General features: G+C 70.6%; 12 protein-coding genes. 5 read left to right on the forward strand and 7 right to left on the reverse strand.

The window, feature by feature from the left end; all coding sequences use genetic code 11:
- The first annotated feature begins 74 nt into the window (after positions 1 to 74).
- The 4 genes from CDO81_RS09495 to CDO81_RS09510 all read left to right on the forward strand — a co-directional run bounded on the left by CDO81_RS09495 (position 75) and on the right by CDO81_RS09510 (position 9,769).
- Positions 75 to 4,139 carry a YhdP family protein gene (locus CDO81_RS09495; protein WP_158218217.1) on the forward strand — a complete coding sequence of 1,355 codons (4,065 nt, stop codon included), beginning with the start codon at positions 75 to 77 and terminating at the stop codon, positions 4,137 to 4,139.
- A 33-nt stretch (positions 4,140 to 4,172) separates the two neighbouring features.
- Positions 4,173 to 4,967, forward strand: a complete 795-nt coding sequence (locus tag CDO81_RS09500; protein WP_088482931.1) for a carbon-nitrogen hydrolase family protein — start codon at positions 4,173 to 4,175, stop codon at positions 4,965 to 4,967.
- A gap of 101 nt (positions 4,968 to 5,068) precedes the next feature.
- Positions 5,069 to 8,419 (forward strand): S41 family peptidase, encoded by a 3,351-nt coding sequence (locus CDO81_RS09505; protein WP_088482932.1) that lies wholly within the window; start codon positions 5,069 to 5,071, stop codon positions 8,417 to 8,419.
- A gap of 78 nt (positions 8,420 to 8,497) precedes the next feature.
- Positions 8,498 to 9,769 (forward strand): MFS transporter, encoded by a 1,272-nt coding sequence (locus CDO81_RS09510; protein ID WP_088482933.1) that lies wholly within the window; start codon positions 8,498 to 8,500, stop codon positions 9,767 to 9,769.
- 10 nt (positions 9,770 to 9,779) lie between these two features.
- Here CDO81_RS09510 and CDO81_RS09515 read toward each other — a convergent pair whose 3' ends face one another.
- From CDO81_RS09515 to CDO81_RS09530, 4 genes are all read right to left on the reverse strand, one after another.
- A complete protein-coding gene (locus tag CDO81_RS09515; protein WP_088482934.1) occupies positions 9,780 to 10,337 on the reverse strand; it encodes a hypothetical protein in 558 nt (185 codons plus the stop codon).
- A gap of 98 nt (positions 10,338 to 10,435) precedes the next feature.
- Positions 10,436 to 11,056 (reverse strand): hypothetical protein, encoded by a 621-nt coding sequence (locus CDO81_RS09520; RefSeq protein ID WP_088482935.1) that lies wholly within the window; start codon positions 11,054 to 11,056, stop codon positions 10,436 to 10,438.
- Between the two features lie 29 nt (positions 11,057 to 11,085).
- Positions 11,086 to 12,264, reverse strand: a complete 1,179-nt coding sequence (locus CDO81_RS09525) for an FAD-dependent monooxygenase (protein WP_088482936.1) — start codon at positions 12,262 to 12,264, stop codon at positions 11,086 to 11,088.
- A 40-nt stretch (positions 12,265 to 12,304) separates the two neighbouring features.
- On the reverse strand, positions 12,305 to 13,048 hold the full coding sequence (locus tag CDO81_RS09530) for a substrate-binding periplasmic protein (RefSeq protein ID WP_088482937.1): 744 nt from the start codon (positions 13,046 to 13,048) through the stop codon (positions 12,305 to 12,307).
- 111 nt (positions 13,049 to 13,159) lie between these two features.
- On the opposite strand from CDO81_RS09530, the gene CDO81_RS09535 reads away from it, so the two are divergent.
- On the forward strand, positions 13,160 to 14,140 hold the full coding sequence (locus CDO81_RS09535) for a potassium channel beta subunit family protein (protein ID WP_088482938.1): 981 nt from the start codon (positions 13,160 to 13,162) through the stop codon (positions 14,138 to 14,140).
- A gap of 33 nt (positions 14,141 to 14,173) precedes the next feature.
- Here CDO81_RS09535 and CDO81_RS09540 read toward each other — a convergent pair whose 3' ends face one another.
- From CDO81_RS09540 to nosR, 3 genes are read right to left on the reverse strand one after another with little or no spacing between them, the layout of a single operon-like run.
- Positions 14,174 to 16,312 (reverse strand): ATP-binding protein, encoded by a 2,139-nt coding sequence (locus CDO81_RS09540; RefSeq protein WP_088482939.1) that lies wholly within the window; start codon positions 16,310 to 16,312, stop codon positions 14,174 to 14,176.
- Between the two features lie 2 nt (positions 16,313 to 16,314).
- Entirely contained in the window at positions 16,315 to 16,902 is a 588-nt protein-coding gene (locus tag CDO81_RS09545) for a response regulator (RefSeq protein ID WP_088482940.1), read from the reverse strand.
- A gap of 23 nt (positions 16,903 to 16,925) precedes the next feature.
- Positions 16,926 to 18,287, reverse strand: a complete 1,362-nt coding sequence (gene nosR, locus CDO81_RS09550) for a response regulator c-di-GMP phosphodiesterase, NosR family (protein WP_088482941.1) — start codon at positions 18,285 to 18,287, stop codon at positions 16,926 to 16,928.
- Positions 18,288 to 18,327: the final 40 nt, after the last annotated feature.

Genomic DNA, 18,327 nt, shown 5'->3' on the forward strand with positions numbered 1-18,327 from the left:
AAGCCGGTAGGGGTGATCTTTCATGCCTGTGCTAGATTGCCTGCCGGCCGGTTCTCCACGTGCCTCAAGACACCGTGTCTGATTTCTTCTCGGCCGCCCTCCACCATTGCAACCGCGTCTCACGCTGGCCCCTGCGCCTGTGCTGGCAGGCGCTGCGCTGGGCGCTGCTGCTGCTGGCATTGGTCTGGGCCCTCGGGGTCGTGGCGTGGTCCGTATTGCACTGGGTGATTCTCCCGCACGCCAACGACTGGCGGCCCTGGCTGGAAAAGGAAGCCTCAAAGACTCTGGGGCTGCAGTTGCGCATCGGCCGCATCACGGTCGAATCCGGGGGCTGGATGCCGCGCATGGAGCTTGGCGACGTGCAGGTGCTCGACCCTGCCGGCCGGCCAGCCCTGCGCCTGCCGCGGGTGGCGGCGGTGCTGTCCGCCCAGTCGCTGCTGGTGTTGGAGCCACGGTTCGCCCAGCTGCGCATCGACGCGCCCGAGCTCATCATCCGGCGTGACGCCCAGGGGCGCATCTTCTTCGCCGGTCTGGATCTGAACGACGCCGGCAAGGCCGACACCGGTACTACCGAGGCCGGCATGGACTGGCTGTTCAGCCAGCCTGAGCTGGCCATCATCAACGGCCGGGTGCGCTGGGTCGACGAGCGGCGCGCCGATGCCCGGCCGCTGGAACTCTCCGGCCTGAACTTCCTGATGCGCAACGGCCTGCGCCGGCATGCGCTGCGGCTGGACGCCACGCCGCCGGCCGACTGGGGGCAGCGCTTCTCGGTGCGCGGCAAATTCACGCAGAGCCTGCTCAAGCGCCCCGGCGAGTTCCAGCACTGGAGCGGCGAGGTCTATGCCGAGCTGCCCCGCGCCGACCTGAGCCAGCTGCGCCGGCATGTCGACCTGCCTTTCCAGCTCAGCGAGGGCGACGGCGCGGTGCGGGCCTGGGGTCAGATCAAGGACGGCCAGCCGGTCGGCGCCACGCTGGATCTGGCCCTGCGCGCGGTGCGCCTGAAGCTGCTGGCCTCCGGCCCCGAGCTCGACCTGGACCACATCGAAGGCCGCCTGGACCTGGCCCGGGCCAAGGACCGGCTGAGCCTGCGCGCCTACCAGCTCGGCTTCGTCAGCGGCGACGGCGTGACCTGGCCGCGCTCGGACTGGGGCGTCTCCCTGCAGCTCGGCCCGGATGACACAGTGCTGGGGGGCGACGTCAATGCCCAGCGCCTGGACTTCGCCTTGATGGCCCAGATCGCCCGACGCCTGCCGCTGGGCGAGCGGGCCCATCAGCTGTTGGCCGAACTGGAACCCCAGGGCGTGCTGACGGCCCTCAGCGGCCAGTGGCAGGGCGCGCTGGACGCGCCTCGTAGTTACCGGGTCAAGGCCCAGCTTGACGGGCTGGCGCTGGCCGCCAAGGCCAGTGAGCAGGCCGACCAGCTCGGCCGCCCCGGCCTGCGGGGCGCCAGCCTTGAGCTGGACGCCAGCGAGCGCGGCGGCTCGGCCCGCCTGGCGGTACACGACGGCGAGGTCGAGCTGCCCGGGCTGTTTGAAGACCCACGCCTGCCCATCACCCGGCTCTCGACCCAGATGCTGTGGCAGTTTCCGCAGGCCACGGCCAAGTCGCCGGGCGAGGTGGAGCTCAAGCTGCGCGACCTGCAGCTGCAGACCCCCGACCTGAGCGGCGAGTTCGACCTCACGTGGCGGCGCGCCGCTGGCGCGACCACGCCTGGCTACCTCGACCTGAGCGGCCGGGCGGCGCGTGTCGACGCGACCCGGGTTGCGCGCTACATCCCGGTCTGGTTGCCGGCCACACGCAGCTATCTGTCGCGTGCGCTGTTGGGTGGCGAGGCGCGCAGCACCACGGTGCGCATCAAGGGCGAGCTGGCCGACTTCCCCTTCGATGCGCCACACGCCACGGGCGTCTTCCGCGTGGCCACCCAGGCCCGGGGTGTGACCCTGGCCTACGTGCCGCCCAGCGACGTGGGCACGAACTGGCCGGCCATGGAGGCCGTGGACGCCGAGCTGGTGTTCGAGCGCGGCGGCATGGCCATCAAGGACGGCCGGGCCAAGGTGCTGGGCTACGAGCTCAGCGGCGTCAACGGTGGCATCCAGGACCTGCACCGGGCGCGCGTGCTGCAGCTGGACGGCAATGGCCGCGGGGCGGGCGGCGACCTGCTGCGCTTCGTGCGCGGCTCACCGCTGGACGAATGGCTCGGCCATGCGCTGAGCACCAGCACCGCTCAGGGGCCCGTGGCGCTGAAGCTGGGCCTGGCCATTCCGCTGGACGACACCAACCAGACCACGCTCAAGGGCCAGCTGCAGTTCGGCGGCGTGGACGTGAAGCTGCGGCCTGAGCTGCCGCCGCTGGCCGGCCTGCGCGGCCGCATCGAGTTCGACCGGCGCGGCCTGCAGCTCAGTGGCGTGACGGCCCGGCTGCTGGGCGGTGACGCCGGCATCGAGGGCGGCACGCAGCGCGACGGCTCACTTCGCTTTGCCGTGCAGGGCCAGGCCACGGCCGAGGGTCTGCGGCGCGCCACCGAACTCGGCGCCGTGACCCGGCTCGCCCAGGCGGCCAGCGGGCAGGCGGCCTACCGCTTCCAGCTCGCCATTCCCGCCAACGGGCAGAGCGAATTGAGCGTCACCAGCAACTTGCAGGGCCTGGCGCTGGACCTGCCCGCACCCGGGCGCAAGGAGGCCGAGGCGGTGCTGCCGCTGAGGCTGCTGATGACGCCCACCGGCGCCGGCCGGGACGAGCTGCGCCTGGAGGTGGGCAGCGGGCCGGCGCCGCTGCTGCAGGCCCAGTTGCAGCGCGACATCTCGGGCGCCAGCTCGCAGGTGCTGCGCGGCGCGCTGGCGGTGCAGGACAAGCTGCCCGCGTTGCCCGCCAGCGGCGTGCTGTTGCAGGTGAACGTGGCATCGCTCGACCTGGACGCCTGGCAGCAGCGCCTGGGGGGCTTGGCCGCGAGCAGCGCGGGCGGCAATGGCACGGCCGAGGCCGACGACGCCGGCCTCATGCCCAGCCAGATCGCGCTGCGCAGCCAGAGCCTGAAGGTGGGCGGCCGCCAGCTCGGCCGCGCCTCGGCCATGATTGCGCGCGACGGCCCGCACTGGCGCATCAATGTCGATGCCGAGCAGATTGCCGGCCGCATCGAGCTGCGCGGCGTGCGCGGCAGCCAGATCGAGGCGGTGCAGGCGCGGCTGGCGCGGCTGTCGCTGCCCCGGCAGGAGGTTGACTCGGTCACGGAGCTGATCGACCCGGGCAAGGCCGATGCCGGCAGCGGCCCGCTGCCTTCGCTGGACATCGAGGTCGACGACTTCGAGTTGCGCGGCAAGCGCCTTGGGCGGCTGCAGGTGCTGGCCCAGGCGCCGGCGGCCGCGCGCGACTGGAAGCTGCAGAAGCTCGAACTCCAGGCCCCCGAGGCCACGCTGCAGGCCAGCGGCCGCTGGGGGAGCGAGGCCGGCCCGGCGCGCCGCACCCAGCTCGACTGGAAGCTCGACATCGCCGATGCCGGCAAGCTGCTGGAGCGCCTCGGCCAGGGCCAGGTGTTGCGCGGTGGCAAGGGCACGCTGGCGGGCCAGGTCGGCTGGAACGGCTCGCCGCTGGCGCCTCACTACCCGAGCATGTCCGGCCAGCTCAATGTGCAGCTGGACACCGGCACGTTCCTCAAGGCCGAGCCCGGCGTCGGCCGGCTGCTGGGCGTGCTGAGCCTGCAGTCCCTGCCGCGCCGGCTGCTGCTGGACTTCCGTGATGTGTTCGCCGAAGGCTTCACTTTCGACGGTGTGACCGGTGACGTGAAGATCGCCGCGGGCGTGGCCCGCAGCGACAACATCCGCATCCGTGGCCTGCAGGCGGCGGTGCTGGTGGAAGGCAGTACCGACCTGGCCGCCGAGACGCAGACCCTGCGCGTGGTCGTGGTGCCCGAAGTCTCGGCGGGCGGCGCCTCGCTCGCGTATGCGGCCATCAACCCCGCCGTGGCGCTGGGCGCCTTCCTGGCCCAGCTCATCCTGAGCCGCCCGGTGGCGGCGGCCAGCACCCGCGAGTTCCACATCACCGGCACCTGGGACGACCCCAAGGTGGAGAAGGTCGACAAGGTCGAGCCGGCGGCGCCGGCCGCGGCAGCCAAGGCCGGCAGCGCGGGCGCGAGCGCGCCCTGATGCACGGGCGGCAGCCTCGTTAGCATGCGGGGCATGAAAGTCGCTGCCCTCCAGATGGTCTCCGGCCCCGACGTGGCCGCCAATCTCGCCACCGCCCGCCGCCTGCTCGAAGACGCTGCCGCCCAGGGCGCGCGGCTCGCCGCGCTGCCGGAGTACTTCTGCCTGATGGGCCAGCACGACCGCGACAAGCTCGCGGTGGCCGAGACCGATGGCGACGGACCGATGCAGGCCATGCTGGCCACGGCGGCGCGCGAGCTGGGGTTGTGGATCATTGGCGGCACGCTGCCGCTGCGCGCGGCGGTGGCAGACCGGGTGCGCAACTCGACGCTGGTCTACGCGCCCGGCGGCGAGCGCGTGGCCCGCTACGACAAGATCCATCTGTTCGCCTTCGACAACGGCCGTGAGAGCTATGACGAGGGCCGCGTGCTGGAAGCCGGCAGCGAGCCGACGCAGTTCGAGGCCGAGGGGGTGCGGGTCGGGTTGTCGGTCTGCTACGACCTGCGCTTCCCCGAGCTGTTCCGGGCCTATGCCGGGGCCGACCTGCTCGCGGTGCCGGCGGCCTTCACTTACACGACGGGCGAGAAGCACTGGTCGCTGCTGCTGCGCGCCCGCGCGGTGGAGAACCAGTGCTACGTGATCGCACCGGCCCAGGGTGGGCGGCACCCGAACGGCCGCCGTACCTGGGGGCACAGCATGGTCGTCGATCCCTGGGGCGAGGTGCTGGCGGAGCTGCCCGAGGGGGAAGGCGTCGTCGTCGCCGAGATCGATGCCGCCCGCATCGCCCAGGTGCGCGAGCAATTGCCGGCGCTGGGGCACCGCCGGCTGTGAGCTGCGCAGGCTGCCGAAGCTGACGGCAAGCTGTGGTGACTTTCCGCCCGGGTCCGGGTCGCTCCTAGACTGGGGTGCATCTGAGACTACGGACCCTCGACATGCGTTTCAAGCTTGCAGGCGCGGCACTCGCGCTGGCCCTGGCCCTGCCTTCCTTCGCGGCTGAGGTGCCGCTCGGGCCGCTGACCCAGCCGCTGTGGCTGCGCCAGTCGAGCATTTCGCCGGACGGCTCGCGTCTGGCCTTCACCTTCCAGGGCAACCTCTACCTCGTGCCCACCGCGGGCGGCCCGGCGCGGCTGCTGGTGGCCAACGGCCATCACACCAGCGCACCGGTGTGGTCGCCCGATGGCCGGCTGCTGGCCTATGCGGCCGACACCTATGGCAACAAGGACGTCTTCCTGGTGTCGGCCGAGGGTGGCCCGTCACGCCGGCTTACCCGGCATTCCGCGTCCGAGACGCCCATCGCCTTCGCGCCGGACGGCCGCTCGGTGCTGTTCTCGGCCCAGCGCCAGGACGCCCCCACCAGCATGGCCTTCCCGTCGCCCGCGCTCAGCGAGCTCTACCGCGTCAGCATCGAAGAGGGCCGCCGGCCGCAGCGGGTGTTCAGTGCCCCGGCGCTGGCGGGTCAGTTCAACAAGGCCGGCACGCAGTTCGTCTACGAAGACTGGAAGGGCTACGAGAGCGAGCAGCGCAAGCACCACATCTCGCCCGTGGCGCACGACCTGTGGCTGTGGGACGCCCAGACCGGGCAGCACCGCAAGCTCACCAACTCGGGCGGTGAGAACCGCAACCCGGTGTGGTCGCCCGACGAGCAGGCCATCTACTACCTCAGCGAGAAGAGCGGCTCCTTCAACGTCTGGAAGATGCCGGTGGGCCAGCCCGAGGCGGCGCGCCAGATCACCCACTTCACGAAGAACCCGGTGCGCTTCCTGTCGGTGGCGGCCAACGGCACGCTGAGCTTCGGCTTCGACGGCGAGCTCTACACCATGGCCGGTGACAACGCCGAGCCGCGCAAGCTGGCCTTGAGCATCGGCGCCGATGCGCTGGCGCCGCGCGTGCAGCAGCTCAAGCTGACCGACGGCGCCACCGACATGGCCGTGAGCCCTGACGGCAGCGAGGTGGCCGTGGTGGTGCGTGGCCAGGTGTTCGTGACCTCGGCCGAGTTCGGCAACACCCGCCGCATCACCGAGGGCCCGGGCCAGAAGCGCTCGGTGAGCTTCAGCGCCGACGGCCGCAAGCTGCTCTACGCCTGCGAGGACGGTGGCCAGTGGAGCCTGTGCGAGGCGACGCTGGAAGGTGACAAGAAGCAGGTGCCCAGCTTCTTCAATGCGCCGCGGGTCAGCACCCGGGTGCTGCTGAAGAACACGCACCAGAACTTCCAGCCGCGCTACTCGCCCGACGGCAAGCAGGTGGCCTACCTGCAGGACCGCGCGGCCCTGCACGTGCTGGACGTGGCTTCGGGCAAGACCCGCGAGGTGCTGTCGGCCGACTGGAACTACTCCTACGAGGACGGCGACCAGTGGTTCGAGTGGGCGCCGGACGGCAAGAGCCTGCTGGTGCAGTTCGTCGACCGCAACCGCTGGAGCCAGGAGGTCGGCCTCGTGCCGGCCGACGGCAGCGGCAAGCTGCGCAACCTCACGCACAGCGGCTACGAAGACTTCCACCCGGTGTTCGCCCGCCAGGGCCAGATGGTCATCTGGGCCAGCGACCGCCAGGGCCTGCATGGCAATGGCGGCGGCGCGCGCAGCGACGTGGACGTGTTCGGCATGTTCCTGACCCGCGCGGCCTTCGACCGCTACCAGCTCGACAAGGCGGAGTTCGCGCAGCTCAAGGCGCGCGAGGAAGAAGACAAGAAAGACGAAGGCAAGAAGGACGACGACAAGAAGGACGCCAAGCCCGCCGACAAGAAGGCAGAGAAGAAAGCCGATGCCAAGGCCGATGGGAAGGCGGACAAGAAGGACGAACCCGCACCCAAGCCGGTCGTGGTCGAGGAAGAGGGCCTGGATGACCGTATCGCTCGCCTGAGCACCGCCTCGGGTGACATCCGCGACTACGTGCTCACGCCGGACGGCGAGCAGCTCTTCTACGTCACCAAGGCCGACGACGGTTTCGAGCTCTGGCAGGTGCGCCTGCGCGAGAAGGACGGCCACCGCGTGGCGGCGCTGCCCGGCGGGCGTCAGGAGAGCGTGAGCCTGGTGCTCGATGCCAAGGGCGCCAACGGCTTCGTGCTGGCCGGCGGCCACGTGCACAAGTTCAAGGTGCCGGGTGACGACGGCAAGGGCGAGGTCAAGACCGAGGGCGTGAAGTTCACGGCGGAGCTGACCGTCGACCGCCCGGCCGAATGGGCGCAGATGTTCGAGCACGCCTGGCGCCAGACGCGTGAGAAGCTCTACGTGGCCGACATGGGCGGCGTGGACTGGGCCGGCTACCGCGCCGTCTACCAGCGCCAGCTGCCTTTCGTGGCCGATGGCCAGGACTTCGCCGAGCTGCTCAGCGAGATGCTGGGCGAGCTGAACGTGTCGCACACCGGCTCGGGCTACCGGCCGCAGCCGCGCGGCGATGCGACCGCGTCGCTCGGCGTGTTCTATGACGACGCCTACACGGGTGCAGGCGCCAAGGTGGCCGAGGTCATCGGCGGCGGGCCGCTGGACACGGCCAGCAGCCAGGTCAAGGCCGGCATGATCATCGAGTCCATCGACGGCGCCACTATTGCCGCCGGGGCGGAGTTCGATTCGCTGTTGAACCAGAAGGCCGGCAAGCAGGTGGTGCTCGGTGTGCGCGACCCGGCCACCGGCAAGCGCTTTGAGCAGACGCTCAAGGCCATCACGCGCCAGGCCGAGAACGAGCTGCTCTACAAGCGCTGGGTGCGCCAGGAGCGGGCGCTGGTGGACAAGCTCTCCGGCGGCCGGCTGGGCTATGTGCATGTGCGCGGCATGGACGACGGCAGCTACCGTCAGACCTTCTCCGATGCCTTGGGCCGAGCCAGCGGCAAGGAGGCGCTGATCGTCGACACCCGCTTCAACGGGGGCGGCAACCTCCACGACGAGCTGGCCACGCTGCTGTCGGGCAAGCAGTACCTGGAGTTCGTGCCGCGCGGCCAGAACCTGGGCTGGGAGCCGGTGGGCAAGTGGACCAAGCCCTCGGCCGTGCTGATCAGCGAGAGCAACTACTCCGACGCCCACCTCTTCCCGTGGACCTACAAGCATCTGGGGCTTGGCAAGCTCATCGGCATGCCGGTGGCCGGCACGGGTACGGCGGTCTGGTGGGAGACGATGCAGGATGGTGCCACCTACTTCGGCATTCCGCAGGTGGGCTTCCGGGCCAAGAACGGCGAGTACATGGAGCGGGCGCTGATCACGCCAGACGTGGTCGTGCCGCAGGACAAGGCGCGGCTGGACGCGGGGCAGGACCAGCAACTGGAGGCGGCGGTCAAGTCGCTGCTGGGCCAGTAAGCTCGGCGCGTTTCGCTTTCGTCCCTTCGCCCTCGGGCCAGGGGTGGCGCGGCTGCGCCGCCCCTCACCAGGATCGTCATGACCGCTCCCGCATCGCGTCTCGCCGGTGGCTCTGCCATCGCCTGGCTGGTTTGCGCCCTGATCGCGCTGGCCCAGTACGGCAACTTCTACGTCTACGACTCCATCGGCCCCGTGGCCGACCTGCTGCAGCAGCAGCGTGGCTTCAGCGACAGCCAGGTCGGGCTGCTGAACGCGATCTACAGCCTGCCCAACGTCGTGCTCATCCTGCTGGGCGGCGTGCTCGTGGACCGGCTGGGCGCGGCCCGCACCACGCTGCTGACGGCGGGCATCTGCCTGGTGGGTGCGCTGTTGACGGCCTTCAGCCCCAACTTCACCGGCATGGCCGCGGGTCGGCTGCTGTACGGCATTGGCGCCGAGACCTTCAGCATCGCCACGCTCGCCGGGGTGGCGCAGTACTTCGCCGGCGGCACCGTGGCCCTGGCCATGGGCCTGACGCTGGCCATCGGGCGGCTGGGGTCGTACAGCGCCGACATGTCGCCGACCTGGTTCACCACCGCCTATGCCAGCGGCTGGCAGCCGCCGCTGGTGATCGCGACCGTGATCGCGGCCACCTCCTTCGCGGCCTCGGCGCTGTACTGGTGGACCGACCGGCGCCAGCGGGGCTTGCTCAATATCGCGCCGGTGGCCGAGCGCTTCGTCTGGCGTGACCTGCTGCATTTCGGCCGCGCGTACTGGTATCTGCTGGGGCTGTGCGTGCTGTGGTATTCGGTCATCCTCGCGTTCCGCAGCACCTTCTCGATCAAGTACTTCCAGCACACCCATGGGCTGGACCTGGCGGCAGCCGGGGAGATGAACAGCTATGTCTTCCTCGCCGCGGTGTTCGCCACGCCCGCCTTCGGCTGGCTCTGCGACCGGCTGCAGCGCTACGCGCCCTTCCTGGCGCTGGGGTCGCTGCTGCTGCCCATCGCGCTGGGGCTGCTGGCGCTGACGCACACCGGCCTCATCCTGCCCACCGTGCTGATCGGCATCAGCTACTCACTGGTGCCGGCTGTCATGTGGCCGCTGGCCAGCCGCCTGGTGCCGCCCGCGCGATTCGGCACGGCCATCGGCCTGATGTGGGTGGCGCAGAACGCCGGCATCAGCGGGGCCAACCTGGTGGCCGGCTGGTTGAACGACCGTGCCGGCGCGAGTGCCGCCAACCCGGCGGGTTACGACGGCATGATGCTGTTCTTCGGCATGGCCAGCGTGGCGGGCTTCGTGTGCGGACTGCTGCTGTGGCTGACGGCCGGGCGCCGCCGGCATGAGGTGGTGCAGGCGACGCCGGCCTGAACCCCGAGGCTCAGGGCCGCAGCGTGACGAGGTCGCGCAGCAGCAGGTCGATGTTGGCGCGCAGCGCGCGCTCGTTGGCGATGCGCAGCCGCTCGCTGGGCGACAGCACGGCCTCGCCCAGGCGAGCTTCCTCGCTGTTGGCGATGCGCCGCTGGTAGATCACGCGGTTGTCCGCAGCCTTGTCCACCAGCGTGTAGCGCACCGCCACGTCCACCGTCACGGCCAGGGCCGGCACCAGCGGCTGGTCCAGTTGCACCAGCTCGGCCTGCAGCTCGAAGCGGGACGGCGGCTGGGGCGACAGCGCCTTCATGCCCACGGCGTAGAACGATTCGTCCAGCGCCTGCTGCAGCGCCACCGCGCTGACCTTGGAGCCCCACCAGCGGTTGGTGGCCAGGCCGCCCTTGACCGGCGTGATCGCCACCTGGGCCTTCAGTGCATCCGGCACCCAGCCGCGGATCTGCAGCGCGTCCGCGGCCGTGATGGCCATGGGCAGCGGCTGCGAAGGCGCACCGCAACCGGCCAGCAAGGCGGTCAGCAGCGCAAAGCAGAGGAGGGCGGGGCGTGACATGGGTGGCCCATGCTAGGCCGCACGGCGCGGGGCGTGGCGCGGAAAAGCGCGGTGCCGGCGGGGCTTTTCCTGGCTGCCGAGCGGGCGCCCGGCGGCGGTCACTTGACGTCGAGCGTGTAGGTCACGGCCTGGCTCAGGCCCGGCAGGATGCCGCCGAAGTTCAGCGTGTAGCGCCCGGCCTTGAGCGGGCCGACGGCCACGTAATAGCCATTGCCGGCTGCGGGCGCGTCATCGTCAGGCGCGACGAGAAAGCAGCCGCGCGTGGCCTGGCGATGCGCGTCCAGCCCCTCGTAGCGCCGGCCGTTGACCTCCAGCACCAGCGCGGCGGGCGCGTCAGTCTGGTCTTCGGCGCGGAGCATCAGCGAGCCGCAGGCTTCGCGCTCATCGTCGGGCGGGAAGGCGATCACGTTGACCAGCGGGAAGAACAGCGTCTTGCCCGCCGGCAGGCTGCAGCGGCGCACCGTGCGCTGGCTGCCGTAGCTGCCGGCCAGGAACCACACCGGCCCCGACTGGCCGCGCGCGCACAGCCGTCCGTCGCTGTCGTTGATCGGGCTGTCGTCTTCCTCGAACGACAGCGCCCAGTGCCACCAGCGCTTGGACCATTCCTCCTGGGACTGGCCGGCGACGCGCTGGCCCGGCGGGATGAGCTGGGCCTGGGCCGCACCCGCGAGGGCCAGCAACAGGGTGAGGGCGCACAGGCGCTTGGGAGACTTGGACATGGAGGGTGGGGGCATTCAGGTGCTGAACATCAGCCGAACATCATGCGCTGGGCCAGGGCGCGCTTGAGCGGTGTCGCCACCTCCAGCCCGGCCAGCGCGAGGCCGCGCAGCGCCGGCAGCCCGGGCAGGCGCCAGGCGAAGCTGCGGGCGAGGAAGTCGGTGGCGGCAATCATCGGCCAGCGGTCCGGCGCGCGCGCCCATTCGATGCGGGCCAGCGTGGCGTCCAGCGCCTGGCCGGCCTCGGCGCCGTGGCGCAGCGCGTCGACGAGCGCCTGGGCATCACGCAGGCCCAGGTTCAGGCCTTGGCCGGCCACGGGGTGCAGGGTCTGGGCTGCATTGCCGATGCGCAGCGTGCGCCCCTGCAGCAGCCGGGTCTCGGCATTGAGACCCAGCGGGAAGCACTTCAGTGGCGACAGGCCCGTCAGCCGGCCGGCCACGGCGGGCAGCTGCTGCTGGATGACGGTCAGGCGCTGGGCGTCGGTCAGGGTGGCGATGTCGTCTTCGGCTTGCGGCAGGCACCACACCAGGGCCGCGCGCGGCCCTTGCGCATCGTCAGGCAGAGGCAGCAGGGCCAGCGGCCCGTTGCGGGTGAAGCGTTCGATCGCCAGGCCCTGCAGGCCGGGCGCGGCCAGGCGCACCGTGCCCACCCAGGCGTTCTGGCGATAGTCGCTGTGGATGCGCTTGCGATCCTGCTCGGCGAACACGCCACCTTCGGCCACCACGGCCAGGTCGAAGTGCTCCACCACCGGGCCCTCGCCGCAGTCCAGCTCCACGCCGCCCGCAACCGGGCGGATGGCGTGCACGGCGGTGCCGAAACGGGTGAAGCGAGCGGTGGGGTCTGACGCGGCCACGGCCAGCCAGCGCTGCTGCAGAGGTGCCACCAGCGCGCCATAGGGCAGCACGGCGCCCAGCTGCGGCAGCCCCTGCTCGGCCGCGCTGATGCGCACCTCGCCGGCCACCGGTGCCGGGGGCGCCTGGCTGACATGCACGGTCTGGATGGCCTGGGCACTGGCCGGCTGCCAGGCCGACAGCCGCTCCAGCAGCCGGATGCTGCCCAGGTTCAGCGCGAGCGTGCGCGCATCGGTGCTGACATCGCGGTCCAGCGGCCGGCTGTCGAAGAGATGGATCTCCATGCCGCGCAGCCGCTCGGCGGCAAGCAGGGCGAGGGCCAGGCCGGCCGGGCCGGCGCCAATCACGGCGAGCTTCATGGAAGGAGGTGGCGAGGCGACATCAGGCCTCAACGATAGTTCATCGGTAGCGGTCAACGAGGCGTGCGAGGCTGCCGTCCGCCTGCATCGCGGCCAGCGCGGCATCGAGCTGGGCCAGCTTGACGCTACTGTGCGGGGACAGCGCACAGGCCGTCTTGACGCGCGAGATCACCAGCGGCGGATGCAGCGAGAGGGCGACTTCGCCCCGGCGCATCAGGTAGTCGAAGACGACGCGCCCCACGATGGCGTGGTCGACCCGGCCGAGGGCGAGCTTGCGCAGCGTGGCCAGGGCGTTGGGCGCGTCGTCGCGAACGAACCGGGCACCGAGGGCCGCGTCCATCTCGGGATAGACAAAACCCGACACCGTGCCGATGGGTTGGCCGGCGGCCTCCTGCAGCCGGGCGAGCGGAGGCCGCCGGGTGGCGGTCAGCAGCAGGTCGGCGTCATCGAAGTACGGCCGGCTCCATTGCAGCGGCCCCGGCAGCCAGCTGGGCAGGTAGTTGCAGATCATGTCGGCCTCGTTGCCGTCGGCCAGCATCTGCGGCACGCGGCGGCGGGGCACGAGGCGAAAGCGCACGCGTCGGCCAAGCCGCCGGCCGATCTCCTGCGCCAGCCGCACCTGGAAGCCATCCACGGCCTCGCCGTTCTTGAACTGCGCCTGGGGCATCTCGATGCTCCCGTCGATGAGCACCTGCAGTGGCTGCTCCTGAGCCTGTGCCGCTGCGCCCGCCGGCCATGCGGCCAGCAGCAGTTGTCGGCGATTCAGGTGGCGCGCGTGCGTCATGCGGTGGGCGGTGCGGCGAAGATCCCTGCGGGCATTTTGGCGATGTCATGGCAGGCCTGCCGAGCCCCGCGTAAGCTGTGGTTTTTCTGTCTTTCGCTCCAGGACTCGCTCATGCAATACCGCCGTCTCGGCCGTGCCGGCCTCCAGGTGTCCGAACTCTCCCTCGGCTCCTGGGTCACGTATCACAACCAGGTCGACACCAAGGCCGCCACCGAGATGCTGGCCGCGGCCTTTGATGCCGGCGTGAACTTCTTCGACAACGCCGAGGTGTACGCCCAGGGCGAGAGTGAAGTGGTCATGGGCAAGGCCTTCAAGGCCCTGGGCTGGAACCGGCTCGACTACATCGTCTCCAGCAAGTTCTTCTGGGGCCTGCAGCGGGACGGCGTGACCGTCAACCGCAAGGACACGCTGAACCGCAAGTACCTCATGCAGGCCGTGGACGGGTCGCTGAAGCGCCTGCAGCTGGAGCACCTGGACCTCATCTACTGCCATCGGCCCGACCCCAACACGCCCATTGAGGAGACCGTCTGGGCGATGAGCGACATCATTCGCCAAGGCAAGGCGCTGTACTGGGGCACCAGCGAATGGAGCGCGGCCGACATCCGCGCTGCCTGGGACATCGCCGAGCGCCATCACCTGCACAAGCCGGTGATGGAGCAGCCGCAGTACCACCTCTTCCACCGCAAGCGCGTGGAGCAGGAGTACGCGCGCCTGTACGAAGACATCGGCCTGGGCCTCACCACCTGGAGCCCGCTGGCCTCAGGCCTGCTCACCGGCAAGTACCGCAACGGCATCCCGGACGGCAGCCGCGGCGCGCTCGAGAACATGGCCTGGATGCGCGAGCAACTGCAGGACAAGGCCCGCAACGACGCGGTCGGCCAGCTCATCGACATCGCCCGCGAGCTGGGCTGCTCGATGGCGCAACTCGCCATCGCCTGGATCAACCGCAATCCGCGCGTGTCGACCGTCATCCTCGGGGCGAGCCGCATCGAGCAGCTGCACGACAACCTCGGCGCGCTGGCGGTCACGCCGAAGCTGACGCCCGAGGTGGTGACCCGCATCGAGGCGATCACGGCGCCGTTGGCGCGCTGATTTCAGCCGCGGCTTGGCGCCGACCCGGCGCCTTCAGCCTGAACTGGCCGGCCCGGCCACCGGCACCCACACGCGAAAGCGGGTGCCCTCGCCGGGCGCAGACTGCACCTCGATGCGCCCGCCGTGTTTTTGCACGATGGAGAACGACATCGACAGCCCCAGGCCCGTGCCCTGGCCGACCGGCTTGGTGGTGTAGAAGGGTTCGAAGATGCGGCGCTGCACCTCGGGGGTCATGCCGCAGCCGTCGTCGCCCACCTCGACCCAGGCCCAGTCGCGGCCGTCCTGGGTTTCCACGCCGGTGGACAGCGCGATGGTGCCGCGCCGCTCAGCCGGCATCGCGTGCGCCGCATTGACGATGAGGTTCATGAACACCTGGTTGAGCTGACCGGCCAGGCAACGCACCGGCGGCAGCGTGCCGTACGCGCGCTTCACGTCGGCGCGGTACTTCACCTCGTTCATGACGACGTTGAGCGTCGACTCCAGCCCCTGGTTGAGGTCGGCGTCCTGCCAGTCGGCATGGTCCACGCGCGAGAAGTCCTTCAGGTCCTGCACGATCTTGCGCACGCGTGACAAGCCGTCTTCGCTGTCCGCCAGCAGCACGGGCAGGTCTTCGGCGACGAACTCCAGGTCGGCCGCCTGCTTCAGCGCGGCGAGCTCGGCATCGGCCGGTTCGCGTTCGCGGCGTGCGTAGGCCAGGGTCAGCGCCAGCAGCTGCTCCACATAGCGGCGCAGCGTGCCGAGGTTGGAATTGACGAAGCCGATCGGGTTGTTGATCTCATGGGCCACACCGGCCGCCAGCTGGCCGATGGAGGCCATCTTCTCGGACTGCAGCAGCTGGTTCTGCGCTTCCTCCAGGCGCGCATTCGTCTCCTGGATGTTGCGGTAGTTGTTGACCAGCTCCTCCTGCGCGCGCATGACGTCGCTGCGGTCCTGCAGCAGCCACCACATGCCGGGTGTCCCGTCCGCGGGCGTCGAGGCATAGGCAATCATCTGCACCCAGATGCGCCGCCCCGTCCAGGTCTGGAGCCACATCTCGTGCACGAGGGAGGTGTCCGCACGCAGCGCTTGCGTGGCCAGGCGGCCGAGTTCGCGGAAGTCGCCGTCGTCGATGAAAAAGCGCCGCAGCGGCATCTCGGTCACCGGCAGATCAGCGGGCAGCTCCAGGATCTCGGCGAACTTCTTGTTGCTGCGCGAGATCTGCAGTTCGCGCGTGGCGATGATGCCGACCGAGGCGTTTTCGAGAAAGGCTTCCAGCTCCTGGTGCGTCAGCCGCAGCTCGGCCGTGCGCTGGGCGACCATCGATTCCAGCTCGGCCTGGTGACGCCGCAGCTGTTCCTCGGCCTGGTGGCGGGTGGTCACGTCCTGCAGGGTCTCGATGGCACCCATGACCTGGCCATCGATGCCTCGCAGCGGGGCGGCCGTCACCTGCAGCCAGCGGCCCTCGGGGCCGAGCTGAGGGAAGTAGCCTTCGTAGGCGTAGCTGTCCTCCAGCAGCGGGGAGCGGTGCAGGGCGAGGCCGTAGTGCATGCGGCCTTCCGCCTCGACCTTGCCGTCCACGATGAGCTCGGCGAGCGTCGGCTGCGCCGCGAGGTAGAACGCCCGCCAGGCCTCATCGCTGCCGAGCATCTGGCTGGCCGAGCGGCCGGTGAGCTGGGCGCACGCGGCATTCCAGTGGGTGATGCGGTGCTGGCTGTCGATCACGTAGCTGGCCACCGGCCCGTTCTCGACAATCTGGTACATCACCCGCCCGACCTCGAGCAGGCTGTTCTGCACGTGCCGCATGTCGCTCAGGTCCTGGCAGGTCAGCAGCACCAGCGGGGCGCCGCCGGGTTCGCCGGCCGGTTCACGGGTCAAGCGGCGCGCAGTGATCTCCAGGTGACGGCTGGTGCCGCTGATGCTGATGGCCTCGATCTCGATGGCCGGCAGCGCGCCCTCGCTGTCCAGGCAGCGCCGGCCGTACTCGCGCAACTGATCCTGCTGGGCCGGCGCGGCCCAGGCATCGGGCGCGAGCTCGGGCAGGTCGGCGGCCGTGCAGCCGAGCAGGCGCAGCATGGCGTCGTTGGCGAAGACGAGGTGCTCGCCGTCATGCACCAGCACGGCGGCGCTCACGGCCTCCAGGCCGGCGCGCAGGCCGTCGTGCAGCTGCGGGATGACCTGGGGCCGGGCGTTCATGATCAGACGGCCGCAGCCCCGACGGGGTCCAGCACGTACGCGCCGTCATCGCTCCACTCGACGCGCGTGATGCCGGGTTCCATGCGCTCCAGCCGGCGGCGCTCGATTTCCTGCGGGCTGAGCTCACCGCGCGCCAGGCGCTGCTGCTCGGCCAGCAGTTCGGTCTCGACCTGGCGGCGATGCTCGGCCAGCTGCTCGTGCACCACGGCCAGCAGCTCCGGCTCGTTCCAGGGCTTGGACATGAACTGCGAAATGCGCGCCGCGTTGACCGCATGCGTCAGGCCCTCGAAGTCGGCATGGGCCGACAGGATGACCCGCCCGCAATCGGGCTGGCATTCACGGATGGCTGTCAACAACTGCGCGCCGTTCATGCCCGGCATGCGGAAGTCGCTGATCACCAGCGCGAAGTGCTGTTCCCGGGCGCGGGCGAGTGCGGCGGCGGGCTCGGTGAAGGTCTCGATGCGCAAGGGCTGCCAGAGCCCGTCGGCGGCACCGCGTCGCAGGGTGCGCACGAGGGCGTGCAGGATGGCCGGCTCATCGTCGACGAGCATCACGTGCACGGGAGCGGCGGTGTTCAAGAGCGTGGACATGGTGGCGTGGCGGCGTGGAGGAATCAGGCAAGCGCGGGCGCGGCTTGGGCGCGCGGGTCGCGGATGCGGAACACGATGCCCAGGCCCTCGCGGGCCACGAGCTCACGGATGGTGCGGATGACCCCGGCATCGAAGGTGAAGCCCGCGGCCAGCAGCAGGGTGCCTTGCGGGCTGAGCAGGTCCTGGGCCATCACCATGCCGGGCTTGAGGTCAGCGGCGGCCAGCTGCAGCTCGTCGGCGCAGGGTGGGGGCGCGGCGTCCAGGAGCTTCTCGAACGCGGCAACCAGGGCCGGCGCGTAGTGGATGCCGGCGGCGCCGCGGATGACGGCCCGTGCGCGCGCCGCGTCATGCGGGCGCTCCGACAGGCGCCCGGACTGCAGCCCTTCGTAGGCCGCGGCCAGCCCCACGACCTGGGCGGCCAACGGCACGTCGTCGCCCGCGAGGCCATCCGGAAAGCCCAGGCCATCCAGGCGCTCCTGGTGAGCCCGCACGAGGCGGGCCGCGCCGCGCAGGCCGCTGAGCGGCATCAGGGCGGCCTCGCCCAGCAGCGGGTAGCGGCGGTAGAGCACCAGGTCTTCGCCGCGCATCATCGAGACCGGCTTGCGCAGCAGGGCATCGGGCAGGCCGATCTTGCCCACCTCGTGCAGCAGACCGGCGGCGTAGCAATCCTCCTGCTCGGTGCTGGGCAGGCCGACGGCAGCTGCAAGGCGGCGTGCCAACTGGCCGACGCGCTCCGAGTAGCCCGCCTGGCCGGCCTCACGCAGCTCCATCAGGCCGGCGAACACCTTCAGAGACAGCACGAAGTTCTGGCGCAGGTCGGCAAAGGCCTGCTCCAGCATGCCGTTGACCTGGGACAGCTCGGCCGTGCGCGCGGCCACGCGGCGCTCGAGCTGTTCGTTGTGGGCCTGCGTGAGCGCCAGCAGGCGGCGGTTCTCCTGGCGCAGGCGGGCGCGCTCCAGGCCCTCGCGCACGGCCAGCAGCAGCTCCTGGTCATCCCAGGGCTTGGCGATGTAGCGCTGGATCTCGCCTTGGTTGATCGCGGCGATGGTGGAGCCGATGTCCGCGTAGCCGGTCAGGAGCAGCCGGGCGATGTCGGGCCAACGCTGGCAGATGGTCTGCTGCAGTTGGGCGCCATTCATGCCAGGCATGCGCATGTCCGACAGCACGAGGTCGACGGTCTCCTTCTCCAGCAGTTCCAGCGCTGCCGCGCCACTTTCGGCCAGCAGGATGCGGTAGCCCAGCGGCCGGAACAGCCGGCGCAGCGCGCTCAGGATGGCGGGCTCGTCATCCACGAACAGCAGGGTCGCCGCCACGGGCGCCGATTCAGGCGCGACAGGCGGCGGATGGACGGCGGACGGGGCGGGTGGCGCGAGAGGCGTATCCATGGGGAACTCCGGCGGTCTTCCGGACACACAAGGACAAAGG

This window comes from Roseateles puraquae, from assembly GCF_002205845.1.
Taxonomy (GTDB): Bacteria; Pseudomonadota; Gammaproteobacteria; order Burkholderiales; family Burkholderiaceae_C; genus Pelomonas; species Pelomonas puraquae.